Consider the following 18,333-nt stretch of genomic DNA (forward strand, 5'->3'; position numbering starts at 1 on the left):
CCGCAGACCTGTTGGCGATAAGATGAGCCCATGCTGGCACGATTCGGCAGCGCTCATAAGAAGGCACACGTGTGATACCAGGGGTAGAAATGACCGATCATGAAACGCTCAGCCAGGCAGAAATTATCTGCCAGTCGCTCAGGGAAGAAGACGATGGCGTCAGGCGTGAAGTCCTGGCTCACGCCGGTAGCCGCTGGTCATTGGGCATCCTGCATGCCTTGGGTGTGTACGGTGCGATGCGTCATGCCGAGATAAAACGGCAGATGACGGGTGTGACTCAGCGCATGTTGACCAAGACCCTACGCGCCATGGAGCGCGATGGTTTTTTGGTTCGACGCGAGTTCGGTGAGATTCCGCCACGCGTCGAGTACGAGCTGACGCCCCTGGGCAGGGAGCTTTTGATTCGCATGTCGCCTGTCTGGACCTGGGTGGTCGAAAACGTGGAGGACTTTCGCAAGGCGCGGCGTATGTTCGACAGTCAGGAGGGCAAAAAACCGGCATGGCAGGTTCCCACACCGGTTCCCGACGCGTCTCGGTAAGCGCTTAGGCTGTGCAAGTGTATGCCTCGATCCACCCCTAGCTGTACGGGGCGCAGCGCGCCATAACCCACTACTGTCGCAGGCACATCACCACCGCTTGGATGCCGCGCCATGATCATGTCTACCAGCCTGTTATCAGCTTTCGTGCTGTTCGCTTTTGTCTCTTCGATCACCCCGGGGCCCAACAACACCATGTTGCTGGCCTCAGGCGTGAATTTCGGCTTTCGCCGTTCGATGCCCCATGCACTGGGGATCAGTATCGGCTTCATGCTGTTGGTGATCTGTGTGGGGCTGGGCTTGGGCGAGGTGTTCAAGCTGTTCCCGTGGGCTTACACGCTGTTGCGTTATGTCGGCGCCGCGTATTTGTTGTACCTGGCGTGGAAGATTGCCAATGCGGGCGGCATGTCTGACAACCCGGATGAACACGGCAAGCCGATGACCTTCCTCGGTGCGGCGGCCTTCCAGTGGGTCAATCCCAAAGCCTGGATCATGGCGTTGGGGGCGATTACCACCTACACGCCGGCCGAGGGTTATGTCACCAATGTGCTGGTGATCGCCCTGGTGTTTGCAGTGGTCAACCTGCCGAGTGTGTGCGTGTGGGTGGGGTGTGGCAGCGGTTTGCGTAACTTGCTGCGCGAGCCGCGCTGGTTACGGATGTTCAACTGGTCCATGGCCGGGCTGTTGGTGCTGTCGCTGTATCCGATGCTGTTTGTGGGCTGAGGCGGGCGTAGGTAACCACGATGCGAAGCCTGCGTTCGGGCACACCGAGCCAAGGCGAGGTGCCGAGGGGTGGGGCAAGAGCCCTTTGGTTACTTTGGGCTGGGCCGGCATTCCGGCTCTTTTCCAAAGTGACCCGCCGTCAGGCGGAACCCTAAGTGGCCGTTACCGCAGCGATGGATATGCACACAATCCAATTGTGTCGGCTGTCAGGCCGCCTTCGCGAGCAAGCCCGCTCCCACAGTTTGATCGCGGGGTGTCAGGTAGATAGGCGTCGGCTGTCAGGCCGTCATCGCAGGCAAGCCAGCTCCCACAGTTGGATCGTGGGGCGTCGGGTATGAGGCCGTCACGGGAGCAAGCTCCCTCGCCACGTTGATGCGGGCTTAGACCGGTGAGATGGTCGCCAACATGCCGATGCCAATGGTCAACACCAAAAAGCCAAACAGGAAAATTGCCATCTTGGTCATAAGGCCTCCGAGGGGAAGGGGACGACAGGAATGTCGGGATGGGGCTATTGTCCGCCTCAAGCGGTTTTCAATACAGGCGCAGATTGAAAAGAAAAAACCGTATCAGATCAGCGCGCAGCGCCTGGGCCGTGGCTTTTGAAGCGAACAGTTTTTATCAAGATCAGTGCAATGGCCGCTACCCGCCTTGAGCGTCACCTGAGACAGCCACTGCATTTGCCCCTAAGATAGCGCCCACTGCACAACAATAAGCGTGGGCCGACCCTCGATGGAAAGACGCCAGTTCAGCGGTGGCATGCAAGGCAAGAACCTGCGCTACCTCAGTGATAACCCCCAGCAATCAACCTCGGTCACCCGTGTCGGTTTCCTGCTGCTCGAACACTTCTCCTTGCCGGCCTTTACCCAGACCCTCGATACGCTGGTGACTGCCAATCTGTTGCGCCCTGATCTGTTCGCTACGCGCACCTTCGGCTGGGGTGAGGGCGAAGTCATCAGCGACCTGGGCCTGGTCATTCGCCCGGATGCGAACCTGATGCTGACGACCTTGCAGGACTTGGACCTATTGGTGATCTGCGGTGGTTTTCGTACCGAACTCAAGGCCAGCGAGCCATTTATCCAATGGCTGCGCAGTGCGGGTGAAGCGGGCGTGCGCCTCGCCGGTTTGTGGAACGGCTCGTGGTTCCTCGGGCGTGCGGGGCTGCTGCAGGGTTATCGCTGTGCCATCCATCCCGAGCATCGGCCGGCACTGGCCGAAGTGTCCAAGGCGGCGCAGGTCACCAGCGAACCCTACGTCATCGACCGCGACCGCCTCACCGCGTCCAGCCCCTCGGGGGCTTTCCATATGGCCCTGGACTGGATCAAGAGCCTGCATGGCAAAGCCTTGGTCGAAGGCATCGAAGATATTCTGGCGTTCGAAGAATCGCGCTACCGCCGCATCAAACCCACCGAAAACATCTGTGTCAGCGCGCCGCTGCGCGAGGTGGTGAAGCTGATGGACGCCAACCTCGAAGAGCCCCTGGAACTCGATCAGCTCGCCGTCTACGCCGGCCGTTCCCGCCGCCAGCTGGAGCGCCTGTTCAAGGAACAACTGGGTACCACGCCGCAACGCTACTACATGGAATTGCGCGTCACTGAAGCGCGACGCCTGTTGCAGCACACCGAGTTGTCACAGGTGGATGTGCTGGTGGCGTGCGGGTTTGTCTCGCCGAGCCATTTCAGCAAATGCTACAGCGCGTATTTCGGCTATCGCCCCTCCAAGGAGAAGCGGTTGGTCAAGTAGCAGGTCGAGCCCTGGGCGATACAGACTCTGCGGTGCTTCAGGGGCTGCGCGGCGATCCCTTCGCAGCCTCGCTGGGGCTCGACAGCTCCCACATTGGGTTCTCGGTATTCTCAGAATCGCTCCAGGCGGTAGAGGTGCAATTGCGGCACCCGCTCACCCGCAGCAAGCTGCCCAACCCGCTCGGCCGTCACCGCCGCTTGTGTCAGTCCCAAATGCTGGTGACCAAATGCAAGCAGCACTTTGCCTTCGCACACCCGGTCAATGATCGGCAGCGAGTCGGGCAGGGAAGGGCGAAACCCCATCCAGGGCGTGGCTTCGCTGTCGCTCAAGTCGTGTTGGAACAGCCCTTTGCTCAACCGGTGCAACTGCCAGGCCCGTTGCATATTGGCCGGGCGGTCGAGGCCGGCGAATTCGACCGTGCCGGCCAGGCGTAGGCCACCGGTCATGGGCGTCATGATGAATTTGCGTTCCCACGAAGTGACCGCGAATGGCAGGCGCTGTTGTTCGTGGGGCAGCATCAGGTGGTAACCGCGTTCGGTGTCCAGCGGCACCTGTTTGCCGGTGAGAGCTGCGGTGAGTTTGGCCGAGTGGGCGCCGCAGGCGATCAGCACTTGCTGCGCTGTCAGTACGCCTTGGTCGGTCGTCAGGGAAACGCCGCTACCCTCCACGCGTCCGTCCAGAACGCGCTGCTGAAGAAATTGCACCCCCTCAGCCTTGGCCGCGTTCACCAGTTCGCCAACCACCGTGTACGGGTCCAGAAAATGTCCGGTAGCGGGGAAGAACAACCCGCCTTGTATGGCGTCGCTCAGTTGCGGCGCAGCCTTGCGCACCGCATCGCCGCTCCAGAAGTCCACGGCGACGCCTTGTTGCCGCAAGCGTTGCTGCACTGCATCCAGTGCAGCGCGGGATTCGGCGCGCTCATACACCAACAGCGAACCGTCTTCACGCAGCAATGGCGCTTGCCCAATCGATTGCAGCAAGCGTTGCCACGCGCCCAGGCTGCCTTCGTTCAGCGCGCGAAGGCCGGCTACGGTGCGCTGATAACGCACTGGCCGCAGGTTCAGCAGCAGGCGAATAAACCAGGGCAGGGCGCGGGGCAGGTAGGTCCAGTCCAGGCGCAGCGGGCCCATGGGGTCCAGGAGCATGGCGGGCAAGCGCTTGAGGATCGACAGGTCGGCGATGGGGAACACCTGCTCCGTTGCCAGGTGGCCGGCGTTGCCGTAGGAGGCGCCCATGCCGGGTGCCTGCGGGTCGAGCACGACGACTCGGCGGCCTTGGCGTGCCAGCTGCAAGGCGCAGGCGACGCCGATAATGCCGGCGCCGACTACTACGATGTCTGCTTGCTTGGGATCGGCCATGATCATGCTTCTCGCTGGCCGTCGAGCAGGCGCCGCAACCGCAGCGGGTTGTCGTGCTGCAGCGCGGTGGGCAGCAAGGCGTCCGGGACGTCCTGGTAACACACCGGGCGCAGGAATCGCAGGATCGCCGCCGTGCCCACCGAGGTACTGCGCGCATCCGAAGTCGCCGGAAAGGGCCCGCCATGCACCATGGCGTCGCACACTTCTACGCCGGTCGGCCAGCCGTTCACCAGCAGGCGCCCAGCCTTGCGCTCCAGCACCGGCAGCAATGCCCGCGCCTGTGGCAAGTCGTGGTCATCCATCTGCAGGGTGGCGGTGAGTTGGCCTTCCAGGTGTTCGGACACCTGGCGCATGTGCTCGACATCACGGCACTGCACCACCAGCGAGGCGGCGCCGAATACTTCGGCTTGCAGGTGTTCATTGTTCAGGAACGCCTCGGCCTGGGTCACGAACAGATGGGGCTGGCCCTGGTTTGGCCCGGTCGCTGGCAAGCCTTTGGCGGCTATGGTGGCGTGCTGGGCCAGGGTCTTCAGGCCGGTTTCGCAGGCGCTGAAAATACCCGGTGTGAGCATGGTCTGGGACGGGCAACGCGAGAGACGCTCACTGGCGGACTGGACAAAACGGTCCAGAGCGGTGCCTTGCAGAGCGATCACCAGGCCAGGGTTGGTACAGAACTGGCCGGCGCCTTGGGTCAGCGACGCGACGAACCCATCGGCCAAGGCTTCGCTCCGAGCTTCAAGCGCAGCAGGAAACAGGTACACCGGGTTGATCGAGCTCATTTCCGCGTACACCGGGATCGGCTCCGGGCGTGCCTGCGCCGCTTGGCACAGGGCGATACCGCCACTGCGCGACCCCGTGAAGCCTACGGCCTTGATGCGCGGGTCGCGCACCAATGCGATACCCACCTCGTTACCCGCGCCGTAGAGCAGTGAAAACACACCTTCCGGCAAGCCACACTCTTTAACCGCCTGGGCGATGGCGCGGCCCACCAGCTCGCTGGTGCCGGGGTGCGCGTTATGCGCCTTGACGATCACCGGGCAACCGGCGGCAAGGGCCGATGCGGTATCGCCGCCCGCCACTGAGAAGGCCAGAGGGAAGTTGCTGGCTCCGAACACGGCTACCGGGCCCAGGGCGATATGGCGCTGGCGCAGGTCGGCGCGGGGCAGGGGTTGGCGCTGGGGCTGTGCGGTATCGACGCGCACGTCGAGCCATTCGCCCAGGCGCACGGTGCGGGCAAAAGCGCGCAGTTGCCCGCAGGTACGGCCGCGTTCACCTTCAATGCGTGCGCGAGGCAAGCCGGTTTCGGCGCAGGCGCGTTCGATCAACTCATCACCCAGGGCTTCGATGTGGGTGGCGATGGTTTCAAGCAACGCGGCGCGATCTGCCAAGGTGGTTTCGCGGTAAGCGTCGAACGCGAGCCAAGCCAGTGCGCAGGCCTGTTCGACGTGCTGCTCATCCCCGCCGGCATAGGCGGGTTCCAGTGGGGTGTTGGTGGCGGGGTTGATGGCCCGGATCGCATCGCGATGGCCGCAAACGGATTGCTGACCGATCAGCATCTTGCCTGTCAGAGTCATGGGGACATCCTGGAACAAAAAGAGGTGTTGTAGGCGCGAGCTTATGTGGCGAGCAAGCTTGCTTGCGCTGGGGTGCGAAGCGCCCCCAATAAAAGCCGGAGACTGCTGCGCAGTCAGCAGGAGCAAGCTCCCTCGCCACAGCAAGCTCGCGCCTACAGAAAATCAAGCGACGTTCTGTTCGGCCGACCAGTTGGCATACCACTGGCGGAACAGCGCGTACTGCTGCTCGGCATACCGGCGCTGGGCAGCGCTGAGCCCGTCGGTTTCGTTGAAATGCAGGGCGTAACCCTGGTCGCCGTTGAGCACCATCAAATGCTTGTAATACAGCACCAGGTCGCAGCCCTCGTCGAACGACGACAACACCGCCAGTGCAGCTTCCAACTCGCGGGCCTGGCGACGCGCCTTGGCATCGCCCTTGGCGGCTTTTTTGCTCAGCGCCACCAGTTGCAGCACTTCGCGGGGCAGTGCGTTGCCGATGCCGGTAATGGCGCCGGTGGCGTTGCAGTTGACGAAGCCGTGCACCACTTGGGTATCGACGCCGACCATCAGAGTCACATCGTTATCCTGGGAGGTGATGTTTTCGGCGGCGTAGCGCAGGTCGGCGGCGCCGCCGAACTCCTTGAAGCCGATCAGGTTCGGGTGCTCGCGGCGCAGTTCGAAGAACAACTCAGCGCGGGTGGCGAAACCGTAGTAGGGGCTGTTGTAGATCACCGCCGGCAGGTTGGGAGCGGCGTTGAGGATCGCTGCAAAGTGGGCCTTTTGCGCAGTGGCCGAAGCCCCTCGGGACAGCACGCGGGGAATCACCATCAAACCATCGGCGCCGACTTTGGCGGCATGGGCTGCGTGGGATACGGCTTCACGGCTGTTCACCGCCCCCGTACCGACGATGGTCGGCACACCCGCAGCCACTAGGCGCGCCACGCCTTCCTGGCGCTGGGCCTCGGTGAGCAGCGGCCAGTCGCCCATGGAGCCGCAATACACCACGGCACTCATGCCGATGTCGATCAGCTCGCGGCCCTTGGCCACCAGGGCGTCGAAGTCCGGTTGGCGCTCGGCGGTGCAAGGGGTCATCAGGGCGGGCATGCAGCCGGTGAAGATGTTGTCGCTCATGGTGCTAACTCCGGTTTCAGTTGAATGAATAATGGGCTCAGATGCCCCAGGCAAACGGGTCTTGTTCGTCGATCAGCAAGGTGCTGTCGGCGGTCATGTAGGCGCGGCCGGTGATGAATGGGCGTACGCGTTCGCCGTCCCATTCATAGCGGCCCAGGAACTGGCTGCCGGTGATGCTGGCTTGTACCCAGGGTTCTCCTGCGGCCAGTTTTGCGTCGGCGGCCAGGCAGGCGAGCTTGGCGCTGGTGCCGGTGCCGCAGGGGGAGCGGTCATAGGCTTTGCCGGGGCACATCACGAAGTTGCGGCTGTCGGCGTGGGCGTCGTCGGCGAACAATTCGATATGGTCGATCAGCGCACCGTCTGCGCCACGGATGCCTTGGGCTTCGAGGGCCTTGAGCATGGCCCAGGTGTAGTCGGTCAGGGCCTCCACGTTATCCATCTGCAACTCAAGGCCGTGGTCCGACACCAGGAAGAACCAGTTGCCGCCCCAGGCGATGTCGCCCAGCACCACGCCATGCCCAGGCACATCAACCGGCACCTGCTTGCGGTAGCGGTAAGCGGGTACATTGCGCAGGGTCACGCTGCCGTCTTCGTGCAAGGTGGCCGCGACCGGGCCGACCGGCGTGTCGAGGCTGTGCACGCCCGGTTGGATCAGCCCCAGGTGGTGCAGCGAGGCAATCAGGCCGATGGTGCCGTGGCCGCACATGCCGAGGTAGCCGGCGTTGTTGAAGAAGATCACCCCGCAGGTCGCCCCCGGCGTGACTGGCGCACAGTACAGCGCGCCCACCAGCACATCGTTGCCCCGGGGCTCCAGCAGGCAGGCGCGGCGCCATTGATCGTGGTGGGTGCGCAGGTGGTCCAGTTGATCGGCGATCGAGGCACCCGCCAGTTCGGGAAAGCCGTTCATGACCAGGCGTGTAGGTTCACCGCCGGTGTGTGAGTCAATCACGTGCAGTCGTTTCATAAGGCGCTCCATCAGTGGGTAGTCGGGGACAGTGGGGCGCTGTAGTGCGCGTCGCTGACGGCTTCGCTTTCGTCCTCTTCCTGCTCCAGGCGTACCAAGTGGGCGGGTACGCCGGTGGCGGCGCCCCAGTAGTAAATGCCCAGGGCGCAGGCCGCCACCACCAGGGTGTCAAACGGGTGGCTGATCACACCAATACCGCCAAAGCTGCCGAGCTTGGAGAGCAGGATGGTCACGGCGTAGAAGCCGATCAGCCAGGCCGAGGAGCGTACTTGTTGCTTGAGGTTCAGGTGCGCGGTCGGCACCCAGCGCGCGCACAGCAGGTACACCACAAACATCAGGATTTGCAGGCCCAACAGCCAAGACACCGTGCTCCAGCCCGACCAGTAGACGATCAACGCAGCGATGATGAATGACAGCGGGCCCAGCACCGCCATGCCCTTGACCCGAAACGGGCGCGCCATGTCGGGTGCATTGCGGCGCAGGGCGGCGACCGTCACCGGGGCCACGGCATAACTGAGGATCAGGGCGGCAGACACCACGTTAATCAGCGCTTCCCAGGACGGGAACGGCAAGGTCCAGAACACCGACAGGCCAAAGGTCAGCCACAGCGCCGGGCGCGGGATGCCGGACTTTTCATCGATGCGCGTGAATATCTTGAAGAAGGTGCCAGTCTGCGCCCAGCCATACACCACGCGCGGGTGGCGTTCATGTAGATATTGCCGCAGCCGCTGGGAGAGATCACCGCATCGGCCACCACCAGGTAGGCCAGCCAGCCCACGCCCAGCGCCAGGGCGATATCGCGATAGGGCAGGGCCAGTTCCTTGCTGATGCCGGCCCAGCCATTGGCGAGCATGTCGGTAGGCACGCCGCCGAGGAACGCGGTTTGCAGCAGCACATAGATGGCCGTAGACAACAGTACCGAGAGGATCAGGGCGATGGGGATGGTGCGCTGTGGGTTTTTCACTTCGCTGGCCACCGAAATGATCGGCGTCAGGCCCAGGTAGGCAAAGATCACCCCGCCTGCCGACACGGCCATCTCGATACCTGATAAGCCGAACGGCGCGAAGCCATGCACCTGGAAATTCGCCGGCTTGAAGAAGGTGAACAGCACGCCGATCACCAGTAACGGCACGATGAACTTGAACACGCTCACCAGGTTATTGGCGATCGCAAAGGTCTTCACGCTGCGGTAGTTGAGCACAAAGAACAGGCACAGCAGGGCAAATTGCACCAGCCAGCCCAGGGTGGTGGGGTCGCTGGAACCTGCCTTGGTCAGCTGCGGAAACCAGGCTGCGGCGTATTGGCGCGAGGCGACCACTTCAATTGCTACCAGGCTGGAAAACGCGATCAGCGTGATAAAACCCATCAGGTACCCGAGCAGCGGACCGTGGGAATACACCGGGTAGCGCACCACGCCACCGGCGCGGGGCAGGGCGGCGCCGAGTTCGCAGTAGACAATGCCCAGCAGCAGCACGGCGAAACCACCGAGCAACCAGGAAAAAATTCCTGCCGGGCCTGCGATGGCAGACACGTGGCTGGCAGCGAACAACCAACCCGAACCGAAGATGGCCCCCAACCCGATAAAGGTGAGGTCCATCAGTGACAGCTGTTTCTTGAACTTGCCTTGGCCTGACATAGCGGCGCCTTCTTGTGAGTTATTGGATAGGCATGCAGTGGCGCTATCCTGAACCCACATGCCCGGCTGACGATTGATGTTTTATGCGGCGATGGATGACGAATTCAGCACAATTTGCCGCGCTCGACAGCGCTCGTTCCATGGCGCAATCTGCTGGCTGTCGACGAATAAAAGGGCAGATAAAGTCATGCTGCAGAGCGCGTTCGCGAGCCTTTTCCAGGGCAGCCGACCCCACAACATCGAGCAGCTATTGAGCGGGGTAGAGCAGTTGCTGCCGATGCTCGATGTACTGCCCAACGCCGCGATTTTCATCAAGGACATCGACGCGCGCTACGTGCTCGCCAACCGCACCCTGGTGCAACGCTGCGGCCTCAAGCAGCTGCAACCGCTGCTGGGCAAGACCAGCGCCGAAGTGTTTCCCGCACAATTGGGCCCCGGCTATACCGAGCAAGATCGGCGTGTGTTGAAGCAGGGGCTGGTACTGGAAGATCAACTCGAATTGCACCTCTACGGCACCCGCGAACCCGGCTGGTGCCTGACCCACAAGTGGCCGCTGTACAACCAACTCGGCGCGATCATCGGCCTGGCCGGAATTTCGGTGGACTTGCAGTCTGCCAGCGAAACCCACCCGGCCTATCAGCGCCTGGCGGCGGTGGACGAACACATCCGCAGCCACTTCAACCGCCGCGTCACCCTGGGTGAATTGACTCGCATCGCCGGGATTTCCGTGGCGCAACTGGAGCGCTACTGCAAACGCGTGTTTCACCTCACGCCTCGGCAAATGATCCAGAAAGTCCGGCTTGAGCATGCCCGGCGGTTGTTGCATACCGAGCTGCCAATTACCGAGGTGGCGCTGCAATGCGGCTACACCGATCACAGCGCGTTTACCCGGCAGTTCAAATCTTCAACCGGGTTCACCCCTAGGCAGTACCGGCAAGCGACGCAAGGCGGCAGGCCAGATGAAAATCTAATGTGGGAGGGGGCTTGCCCCCGATAGCAGTGTGTCAGTCAGGCTATTTTTATCTGATCCACCGCCATCGGGGGCAAGCCCCCTCCCACATTTGGATGAAGCCAAGTCGATGCAACGAATGCCGCGCACGCCCCTCATATGCTTACACCGACCCTTTTCACCACGACAGGTACCGAGCTTATGACCGCGGCGAACAACGACCATGTGAACTGGCTGGTGCAACATTCCATGCTCCACGTAGCGCGGCAGCGGGCCAAGCTGTATTCGGGGCAAGGCCGCCTGTGGCAGCAGCCCTATGCACAGACCCGGCCGCGTGACGCTTCGGCCTTGTCGTCGGTGTGGTTCACGGCCTACCCCGCCTCGATTGTCACCCGCGAAGGCGGCACCGTGCTTGAGGCGCTGGGGGACGAAACCTTGTGGCGTACCCTGTCGAAGATCGGCATCCAGGGCATTCACAACGGCCCGTTGAAGAAGTCCGGTGGCTTGTCTGGCACCGAGCACACCCCGACCATCGACGGCAATTTCGACCGCATCAGTTTCGACATCGATCCGCAACTGGGCACCGAGGCACAATTGCAGGCTTTGACGCGCATGGCTGCCGCGCACAATGCGGTGATCATCGACGATGTGATCCCGTCGCACACCGGCAAGGGCGCGGACTTTCGTCTGGCAGAAATGGCCTATGAGGACTATCCCGGCCTGTACCACATGGTCGAAATCCGCGAGGAAGACTGGCCGTTGCTGCCCGACGTGGCCGCCGGGCGCGATGCACACAACCTCAGCCCCTCCCAGGTAGACGCACTGCGTGACAAGCACTACATCGTCGGCCAATTGCAGCGGGTGATTTTCTTCGAGCCCGGCGTCAAAGAAACCGACTGGAGCGCCACGCCGGTGGTGCTCGGCGTGGATGGCAAGCCGCGGCGCTGGGTGTACCTGCATTACTTCAAGGAAGGCCAGCCGTCGCTCAACTGGCTCGACCCTTCGTTTGCTGCGCAGCAGATGATCATCGGTGATGCGCTGCACGCCATTGATGTGATGGGCGCGAAAATCCTGCGCCTGGATGCCAACGGCTTTCTCGGCGTGGAGCGCAAGCTCGATGGCACGGCCTGGTCCGAAAGCCATCCGCTGTCGATCACCGGCAATCAGTTACTCGGCGGCGCCATTCGCAAGGCGGGCGGGTTCAGTTTTCAGGAACTCAACCTCACCGTGGACGACATCGCGTCGATGTCCCACGGCGGCGCTGACCTGTCTTATGACTTCATCACCCGGCCGGCCTACCAGCATGCATTGCTGATGGGCGATACCGAATTCCTGCGCCTGATGCTGCGCCAGATGCACAGCCTCGGCATCGACCCCGGCTCGCTGATTCACGCGCTGCAGAACCATGATGAACTGACCCTGGAGCTGGTGCATTTCTGGACGCTGCACGCCCATGACAGCTTCCTGTTCCAGGGCCAGACCTTCCCCGGCAACATCCTGCGCGAGCATATCCGCGAGCAGATGTATGAACGCCTCACCGGCGAACATGCGCCGTATAACCTCAAATTCGTCACCAACGGCGTGTCCTGCACCACCGCCAGCATCATCACCGCAGCCCTGGGTCTCCGTGACCTGGAGGCGATCACTTCGGCGGATATACAGCAGGTTCGCCAGATCCACTTGCTACTGGTGATGTACAACGCCATGCAACCTGGGGTGTTTGCCTTGTCCGGCTGGGACCTGGTGGGCGCGCTGCCGTTGGCGGCCGAAGAGGTGGCGCATTTGATGGCCGATGGCGACACCCGCTGGATCCATCGTGGCGCTTATGATCTGGTAGACCTGAACCCCGACGCCGAACTGTCGGCGGGGCAAATGCCGCGCTCAAAAAGCCTGTATGGCAGTCTGAACAGCCAGCTGCAGGACCCGGACTCCTTTGCCTCCCAACTGCAAAAAATCCTCGCCGTACGCCGCGCCTACGACATCGCCGCCAGCCGCCAGATCCTGGTGCCGGACGTCGAGCATCCCGGCTTGCTGATCATGGTCCACGAACTGCCGGCGGGTAAGGGCACTCAAATCACTGCGCTGAACTTTGGCGCCACGCCGATCACCGAAACCCTGCACCTGCCCAACATCGCACCGGGGCCGGTGGTGGATATCATCAATGAGCGGGTGGAAGGCGATTTGACAGAGGAGGGTGCGTTCACGATCACGCTGGACGCGTATGAAGGGTTGGCGTTGCGGGTGGTGAGCAGCACGCCGATGTAAAGGCGACGAAACGGTAACTGTGGCGAGGGAGCTTGCTCCCGTTGGACTGCGTAGCAGTCCCAGCCTCTTTGAACAAAAGAGCGGGGCGGCTTCGCGCCCCAACGGGAGCAAGCTCCCTCGCCACAGGTTAGTGTTTGGTGGCTAACAGCGCCGTGCCACGCGATCAGTGGTGCTTGTTCTTGTGCTTATGCTTGTTGCCTTTGTGCTTGGCACCGCCTGAACGATGGCCGCTCTCGTCATCGGCCAGGTTATTACCCAGCGCACCACCGGCTGCGCCCCCCACGCCGGCGCCGATGGTCGAGCCGGTGGTGCCGCTCAGGCGATTGCCAATCAGCGAACCGCCTGCCGAGCCCAAACCGCCGCCAATCGCCGCTTCGGTCTTGTTGCCCTTTTGCGCCCCCACCGCACTCCCGGCGGCGCCCCCCACGCCGGCGCCGATGGCCGCACCGGTCGAGCCACCAAGCTGCTGGCCTACCACGTTGCCCAACACACCGCCGACACCGCCTCCCAGCGCGGCTGTACCATCTCCAGCGGCCAGGGCCCCTTGGGAGATCAGAATGCCCAATGCCAGGGCCGGGAATGTCATTTTCATTTTTTTGTACCTCAAGGGCTGTCTCAGGCGCTCACGGGGTAAAGCACGCCTGGCATTTTGATTAGAGCACACGTCATAACACTTGGGCTTCGGTGATCGCCCCTTGCACAAGAAAAATTTTTTCCAGCCCTCTTGAATTCCTTTTGCGCGTCCATAAATTTTGGATCACGCGATGCCGAATCCGGGTTGCGTACTAAATCACTTGGAGAAACTCAGGAGATTTTAAAATGGCTACTACCCTGTCGTTGGCCCCACTGTTCCGTCAATCGGTGGGCTTTGATCGCTTCAATGACCTGTTCGAGTCGGCGCTGCGCAGCGAGGCTCCGAATTCCTATCCACCTCACAACGTGGAAAAGCACGGTGACGACGCGTACCGCATCGTGATCGCCGTGGCTGGCCTGACGGAGGAGGATCTGGATATCCAGGTCGAGAGGGGTGTATTGACGGTTTCCGGCGGAAAACGCGAAACCGACGATAAGGTCGCTTACCTGCACCAGGGCATTGCCCAACGTGCGTTCCGGTTGTCGTTCCGCTTGGCGGACCATATCGAAGTACGTGGCGCATCCCTGACCAACGGTTTGCTCAACATCGACCTGCTGCGTGAAGTGCCTGAAGAGGCCAAGCCAAAACGCATCATGATTGGTGGTGAGACCAAACCCGAGCTGCGTCAGGTCAGCTTGCAGTAAAACAATCGGCGGTAAAAAGGCGCTCTACGGAGCGCCTTTTTTGTGCGCGCTGCAAACGCAGGCCGGCTAAGCCTGGGTATTGGGTGCAAACAACTGCCTGGCCTCGGCAAAACACTTCTCTGCGATGACCGAGCGCGGTTCGGTCTTGCGCATCACCATGCCCAGGGGCGCAAGGACACTGGCGTCTGGCAGGTGGATAAATGCCAGGTTTTCGATGGGGTTTTCCAGGCCGCTGTCCAACGGCATGATTGCGCAACAGAAGCCTTCGTGGATGGCCTGGAACAGTTGATAGGTGGAGTCGCTTTCCAGAATCGGCTGGGGATCGAGACCGCGACTGCGGAAACTCAAGTCGATGGATTTTCGGTAGTGCATGCCATTGCTGATCATCCCCAGGGGCAGTTCGGCGGCTTCTTCCCAGCTCATCTGCGTGCCTTCGAAGTGGAAGTGGCGAGTGTCGTACAGCAGGCCGACACGGGTTTCGCCCAGTTCGAAAAATTCCAGGTAGTTGGGGCTCACGTGGTCCAGGTAGCACACGCCCAAGTCCAGTTGATTGGTGCCCAGCGCTTCGATGATTTTGTCCGAACTCATGGAGGTGAGGCTGAACTTGAGTTCCGGGAAGCTGTGGGACAAGCCCTGGATGAAGCTGATCGGATTGAAGCCGCTCAGGGGCACCAGGCCCAGGCGCAGGTTACCGACCAACTGGCCGCGACACGCAGCGGCTTCGGCGAACAGGCCGTCATGGGCGGCGAGCAGGGTCCTGGCCCAGGCCAACACGCGTTCGCCGGCCTGAGTAAAGCCTTCGAAACGTTGACCGCGGGTCACCAGCTCCAGCCCCAGTTCTTCCTCCAGGTTGCGCAGGCGCATCGACAGGGTGGGCTGGGTGATGTTGCAGCGGGCAGCGGCCTGGCCGAAATGGCGCGTCTGCTCCAGCGCGATCAGGAATTTAAGTTGTTTGATATCCATGAAGGCACCTGCCTGGAAATAAGTGAACGGTCATGATTGGCGCAAGTGCCTGAAATCCACGGGATGGAGCCGATGATCGCATTGTAACGACTGGCACGTCCAAATGAGCTTGCCACCGTGCGGCTGCATTGTTCCATTTTTGAGATGGAGCGGCCCGTTTCAGCCACTACCTAACCCTGAGCGCGATGCTTAAGGTGGTCCCACTGTTTTTTTGGGTGGGCCTGCTGACACACGTCCAGGTCGTTGCCCAAGCGTATCTGTACAGGAAGTACAGGCACGGCCGGGCGCAGTTCCGGCGCACACGCCAGGGAGGTATCGCCAAGCAAGAGGACATGCAAATGACTGCATCAGGTAACGCTGCAAACTTCAATGGTCAAAAGCCGACGATTGACCCCGCTGACACCGCCATGTTGCTGATCGACCACCAGAGTGGTCTGTTCCAGATCGTCAAGGACATTGATGTTCCTCAATTGCGCGCCAATGCCATCGCGCTGGCCAAGGCCGCGACCCTGCTGAAAATACCGGTCATCACCACCGCCTCGGTGCCGCAAGGTCCCAACGGCCCGTTGATTCCGCAAATCCACGAAGCCGCGCCGCACGCCCAGTACGTAGCCCGCCGTGGCGAAATCAACGCGTGGGACAACCCGCAGTTCCATGCCGCCGTCAAAGCCACCGGCAAAAAGACGTTGGTGATCGCCGGCACCCTGACCAGTGTGTGCCTGGCATTCCCGTCCATTGCGGCGGTGCATGAAGGCTACAAGGTGTTCGCGGTGGTCGATGCGTCGGGTAACCACTCCAGGTTGGCCACCGACCTGACCGTTGCACGCCTGGCCCAGGCCGGCGTGGTGCCGATCGACATCATGGGCACGCTGTCGGAGCTGCAAGGCTCCTGGAACCGCCCGGATGCCCAGGAGTGGGCTAACGTCTACACCCAGGCCATGCCGCATTACCAGCTTCTGATCGAGAGCTACATCAAGGCTCAGGAAGTGGCAAACAACCACGAAGTACTAGACTCACAGCGCAAGTAAATACGCTGGGGCCTTTTGCGGCGAGCCCATGTTGGGCGCTGCCTATTTATCAGGAGTATGAAGATGTCTACACCTTACGTTCGTTTGGACAAAGACAACGCCGCGGTACTGTTGGTCGACCATCAGGCCGGCTTGCTGTCATTGGTCCGCGACATCGACCCGGACAAATTCAAGAACAACGTGCTGGCCCTGGCTGACCTGGCCAAGTACTTCAAGTTGCCGACCATCCTCACCACCAGTTTCGAAACCGGCCCCAACGGCCCGCTGGTGCCCGAGCTCAAGGCCCTGTTCCCGGATGCGCCGTACATTGCGCGCCCAGGCCAGATCAATGCCTGGGACAACGAAGATTTCGTCAAGGCCATCAAGGCCACCGGCAAGAAGCAATTGATCATTGCCGGCGTCGTGACCGAAGTGTGCGTGGCGTTCCCGGCGCTGTCGGCCCTGGCCGAAGGCTTTGAAGTGTTTGTGGTCACCGACGCCTCCGGCACCTTCAACGAACTGACCCAGCAGTCCGCCTGGGCCCGCATGTCCGCCAACGGCGCGCAACTGATGACCTGGTTTGGCCTGGCCTGTGAGCTGCACCGCGACTGGCGCAACGACATCGAGGGCTTGGGGACGTTGTTCTCCAACCACATTCCGGACTACCGCAACCTGTTCACCAGCTACAACGCGTTGACTGAAGGCAAGTAAGCCTGATGGAAGGCGGCCGCTAGCCGTGGGGGGAGCGGTAGAACGCCTATTTCCCCTGACACCCCTAGGTCCAACTGTGGGAGCTGGCTTGCCTGCGATGGCGGCATTGCGCCCGACACCTATTTACCTGACACACCCGCGATCCAACGGTGGGGTGTCAGGTAAATAGGCGTTGGCTGTCAGACCGTCATCGCAGGCAAGCCAGCTCCCACAGTTGGATGGCGCAGCATCAATGGGATCAGCTTCGACCGTCACGGGCGCAAGATCAGTACCGCTAGAGGGATGACAGCACTGTAGTCGTATTTTGTTACTAACCCATGCCCTAAAAACACAGCGCTGTGGCGGCAAAGCGGGACAAAACACCCCCTCGCCATTCAATTTTCATAAAAATGTAACAACCCTGCTTCACAGTTCGGGAGCCCGTCACCACAACGAGTTCCTTTTAATGAAAAGCTTGATGAAGTCCGCAGCACTCGCCGTTACGGTATCCCTGTGTGCCTCCTCCATGACCTTCGCCGCCGAAAACGTGCGTCTCACCGGCTCTGGCGCCAGCTTCCCTGCACCGATCTACCTCACCTGGTTCAAGGATTTCAGCAAGAAGACCGCTGGCGTCACCGTGGATTACCAGTCCAAGGGCAGCGGCGCAGGTGTGCAGGACTTCCTGAATAAAACCGTCGACTTCGCCGCCAGTGACTCGGCCATGAAAGACGAAGACATCGCCAAGGTCGCCGAGGGCGTGCAACTGCTGCCAATGACCGCCGGTGAAATCGTGCTGGCCTATAACCTGCCGGGCAATCCCAAGGGCCTCAAGCTGCCACGCGATGTTTACTCCAATATCTTCCTGGGCAAGATCACCAAGTGGAACGACCCACAGATCGTCGCCGCCAACCCGGACCTGAAGCTTGGCGACACGCCGATCACCGTGGTGGTGCGCGCAGACTCCAGCGGCACCACGGCGGTATTCACCAAACACCTGGCGACCATCAACCCTGAATTCAAAACGGCACTGGGGGAGGGCAACACCGTCAACTGGCCGGCTAGCGACAAATTCATCAAGTCGCCCAAGAACGATGGTGTGACTGCCACCGTACGCCAGACCCCAGGCGCGATTGGCTACATCGAATACGGCTTCGCCAAACTGGCCAAGGTTGACTTCGCCCAGTTGCAGAACAAGGCCGGCCAGTACGTAGTGCCGAACGCCGAAAGCGGCGCCGAGGCCCTGGCCGCCGTGAAGATGCCGGAAAGCCTGGTGGCCTGGTTGCCGGACCCGGACGGTGCCAAGTCTTACCCGATCACCTCGTACACCTGGATGATTTTCCGCAAGGACAACGGCAACCCTGCCAAGGCCAAGGCCATGCGCGAAATGGTTGAGTACAGCCTGACCGAGGGGCAGAAAATCGCCGACTCGATGGGGTACATCCCGCTGCCGCCATCGGTGGTGGAGCAGGTACGCAAAGCCTCCGCCAACATTCAGTAACACCCGTGAGGCCGCTCTCGGTGTGGGCTGTTTGCCGCGCCG

The 18,333-nt window shown here is 61.5% G+C and carries 15 protein-coding genes and 1 pseudogene; 9 read left to right on the forward strand and 7 right to left on the reverse strand.

Annotated features, from left to right (window positions below; all coding sequences use genetic code 11):
- Positions 1-89 precede the first annotated feature (89 nt).
- From MHH62_RS02570 to MHH62_RS02580, 3 genes are all read left to right on the forward strand, one after another.
- Complete coding sequence (locus MHH62_RS02570) at positions 90-539, forward strand: helix-turn-helix domain-containing protein (RefSeq protein ID WP_019817122.1); 450 nt, start codon at positions 90-92, stop codon at positions 537-539.
- A 111-nt stretch (positions 540-650) separates the two neighbouring features.
- Entirely contained in the window at positions 651-1,259 is a 609-nt protein-coding gene (locus MHH62_RS02575) for a LysE family translocator (protein ID WP_034127532.1), read from the forward strand.
- 756 nt (positions 1,260-2,015) lie between these two features.
- Positions 2,016-2,999 (forward strand): GlxA family transcriptional regulator, encoded by a 984-nt coding sequence (locus MHH62_RS02580; protein WP_019817121.1) that lies wholly within the window; start codon positions 2,016-2,018, stop codon positions 2,997-2,999.
- A gap of 110 nt (positions 3,000-3,109) precedes the next feature.
- Here the strand turns inward: MHH62_RS02580 and MHH62_RS02585 are convergent, their stop codons facing one another.
- From MHH62_RS02585 to MHH62_RS02605, 5 genes and pseudogenes are all read right to left on the reverse strand, one after another.
- Positions 3,110-4,357, reverse strand: a complete 1,248-nt coding sequence (locus tag MHH62_RS02585) for an FAD-dependent oxidoreductase (RefSeq protein WP_282399041.1) — start codon at positions 4,355-4,357, stop codon at positions 3,110-3,112.
- Between the two features lie 2 nt (positions 4,358-4,359).
- Positions 4,360-5,931 (reverse strand): aldehyde dehydrogenase (NADP(+)), encoded by a 1,572-nt coding sequence (locus MHH62_RS02590; RefSeq protein WP_339232385.1) that lies wholly within the window; start codon positions 5,929-5,931, stop codon positions 4,360-4,362.
- Positions 5,932-6,093: 162 nt separating this feature from the next.
- Positions 6,094-7,041 (reverse strand): dihydrodipicolinate synthase family protein, encoded by a 948-nt coding sequence (locus MHH62_RS02595; RefSeq protein WP_339232386.1) that lies wholly within the window; start codon positions 7,039-7,041, stop codon positions 6,094-6,096.
- Between the two features lie 37 nt (positions 7,042-7,078).
- Entirely contained in the window at positions 7,079-8,005 is a 927-nt protein-coding gene (locus MHH62_RS02600; protein WP_339232387.1) for a 4-hydroxyproline epimerase, read from the reverse strand.
- Positions 8,006-8,016: 11 nt separating this feature from the next.
- A pseudogene (locus MHH62_RS02605) lies at positions 8,017-9,641 on the reverse strand (APC family permease).
- 187 nt (positions 9,642-9,828) lie between these two features.
- Here MHH62_RS02605 and MHH62_RS02610 point away from each other — a divergent pair.
- Both MHH62_RS02610 and treS read left to right on the forward strand, forming a co-directional pair.
- Entirely contained in the window at positions 9,829-10,638 is an 810-nt protein-coding gene (locus MHH62_RS02610; protein WP_019817117.1) for an AraC family transcriptional regulator, read from the forward strand.
- A 153-nt stretch (positions 10,639-10,791) separates the two neighbouring features.
- Positions 10,792-12,855 (forward strand): maltose alpha-D-glucosyltransferase, encoded by a 2,064-nt coding sequence (gene treS / locus MHH62_RS02615; RefSeq protein ID WP_339232389.1) that lies wholly within the window; start codon positions 10,792-10,794, stop codon positions 12,853-12,855.
- A 163-nt stretch (positions 12,856-13,018) separates the two neighbouring features.
- Here treS and MHH62_RS02620 read toward each other — a convergent pair whose 3' ends face one another.
- A complete protein-coding gene (locus MHH62_RS02620; protein WP_339232390.1) occupies positions 13,019-13,447 on the reverse strand; it encodes a glycine zipper domain-containing protein in 429 nt (142 codons plus the stop codon).
- 227 nt (positions 13,448-13,674) lie between these two features.
- Between MHH62_RS02620 and MHH62_RS02625 the strand changes: the two genes are divergently transcribed.
- Positions 13,675-14,133 (forward strand): Hsp20 family protein, encoded by a 459-nt coding sequence (locus MHH62_RS02625; RefSeq protein ID WP_014718573.1) that lies wholly within the window; start codon positions 13,675-13,677, stop codon positions 14,131-14,133.
- A gap of 66 nt (positions 14,134-14,199) precedes the next feature.
- Here MHH62_RS02625 and MHH62_RS02630 read toward each other — a convergent pair whose 3' ends face one another.
- A complete protein-coding gene (locus MHH62_RS02630; protein ID WP_014718572.1) occupies positions 14,200-15,096 on the reverse strand; it encodes a LysR family transcriptional regulator in 897 nt (298 codons plus the stop codon).
- Positions 15,097-15,434: 338 nt separating this feature from the next.
- Here MHH62_RS02630 and MHH62_RS02635 point away from each other — a divergent pair, with 338 nt between their 5' ends.
- The 3 genes from MHH62_RS02635 (at position 15,435) to pstS (ending at position 18,291) form a co-directional block, all read left to right on the forward strand.
- Positions 15,435-16,124 carry an isochorismatase family protein gene (locus MHH62_RS02635; protein WP_032902445.1) on the forward strand — a complete coding sequence of 230 codons (690 nt, stop codon included), beginning with the start codon at positions 15,435-15,437 and terminating at the stop codon, positions 16,122-16,124.
- Between the two features lie 63 nt (positions 16,125-16,187).
- The gene (gene ycaC, locus MHH62_RS02640; protein ID WP_003191542.1) at positions 16,188-16,814 is read left to right on the forward strand and encodes an isochorismate family cysteine hydrolase YcaC; all 627 of its coding nucleotides are present in this window, start codon (positions 16,188-16,190) and stop codon (positions 16,812-16,814) included.
- A gap of 445 nt (positions 16,815-17,259) precedes the next feature.
- Positions 17,260-18,291: a phosphate ABC transporter substrate-binding protein PstS gene (gene pstS, locus MHH62_RS02645; protein WP_020302728.1), complete on the forward strand. Its 1,032-nt coding sequence runs from the start codon at positions 17,260-17,262 to the stop codon at positions 18,289-18,291.
- Positions 18,292-18,333 lie beyond the last annotated feature (42 nt).

It is taken from the genome of Pseudomonas sp. FSL L8-0168, assembly GCF_037976155.1.
GTDB classification, from domain to species: domain Bacteria; phylum Pseudomonadota; class Gammaproteobacteria; order Pseudomonadales; family Pseudomonadaceae; genus Aquipseudomonas; species Aquipseudomonas paracarnis.

Bases quoted from the DNA above. Each gene is read 5' to 3' on its own strand.
- treS (WP_339232389.1), top strand. From the start codon at position 10,792: ATGACCGCGGCGAACAACGACCATGTGAACTGGCTGGTGCAACATTCC.
- MHH62_RS02585 (WP_282399041.1), bottom strand. From the start codon at position 4,357: ATGGCCGATCCCAAGCAAGCAGACATCGTAGTAGTCGGCGCCGGCATT.
- MHH62_RS02635 (WP_032902445.1), top strand. From the start codon at position 15,435: ATGACTGCATCAGGTAACGCTGCAAACTTCAATGGTCAAAAGCCGACG.
- MHH62_RS02580 (WP_019817121.1), top strand. From the start codon at position 2,016: ATGCAAGGCAAGAACCTGCGCTACCTCAGTGATAACCCCCAGCAATCA.
- ycaC (WP_003191542.1), top strand. From the start codon at position 16,188: ATGTCTACACCTTACGTTCGTTTGGACAAAGACAACGCCGCGGTACTG.
- MHH62_RS02570 (WP_019817122.1), top strand. From the start codon at position 90: ATGACCGATCATGAAACGCTCAGCCAGGCAGAAATTATCTGCCAGTCG.
- MHH62_RS02610 (WP_019817117.1), top strand. From the start codon at position 9,829: ATGCTGCAGAGCGCGTTCGCGAGCCTTTTCCAGGGCAGCCGACCCCAC.
- MHH62_RS02590 (WP_339232385.1), bottom strand. From the start codon at position 5,931: ATGACTCTGACAGGCAAGATGCTGATCGGTCAGCAATCCGTTTGCGGC.
- MHH62_RS02575 (WP_034127532.1), top strand. From the start codon at position 651: ATGATCATGTCTACCAGCCTGTTATCAGCTTTCGTGCTGTTCGCTTTT.
- MHH62_RS02600 (WP_339232387.1), bottom strand. From the start codon at position 8,005: ATGAAACGACTGCACGTGATTGACTCACACACCGGCGGTGAACCTACA.
- MHH62_RS02630 (WP_014718572.1), bottom strand. From the start codon at position 15,096: ATGGATATCAAACAACTTAAATTCCTGATCGCGCTGGAGCAGACGCGC.
- MHH62_RS02620 (WP_339232390.1), bottom strand. From the start codon at position 13,447: ATGAAAATGACATTCCCGGCCCTGGCATTGGGCATTCTGATCTCCCAA.
- MHH62_RS02625 (WP_014718573.1), top strand. From the start codon at position 13,675: ATGGCTACTACCCTGTCGTTGGCCCCACTGTTCCGTCAATCGGTGGGC.
- MHH62_RS02595 (WP_339232386.1), bottom strand. From the start codon at position 7,041: ATGAGCGACAACATCTTCACCGGCTGCATGCCCGCCCTGATGACCCCT.
- pstS (WP_020302728.1), top strand. From the start codon at position 17,260: ATGAAAAGCTTGATGAAGTCCGCAGCACTCGCCGTTACGGTATCCCTG.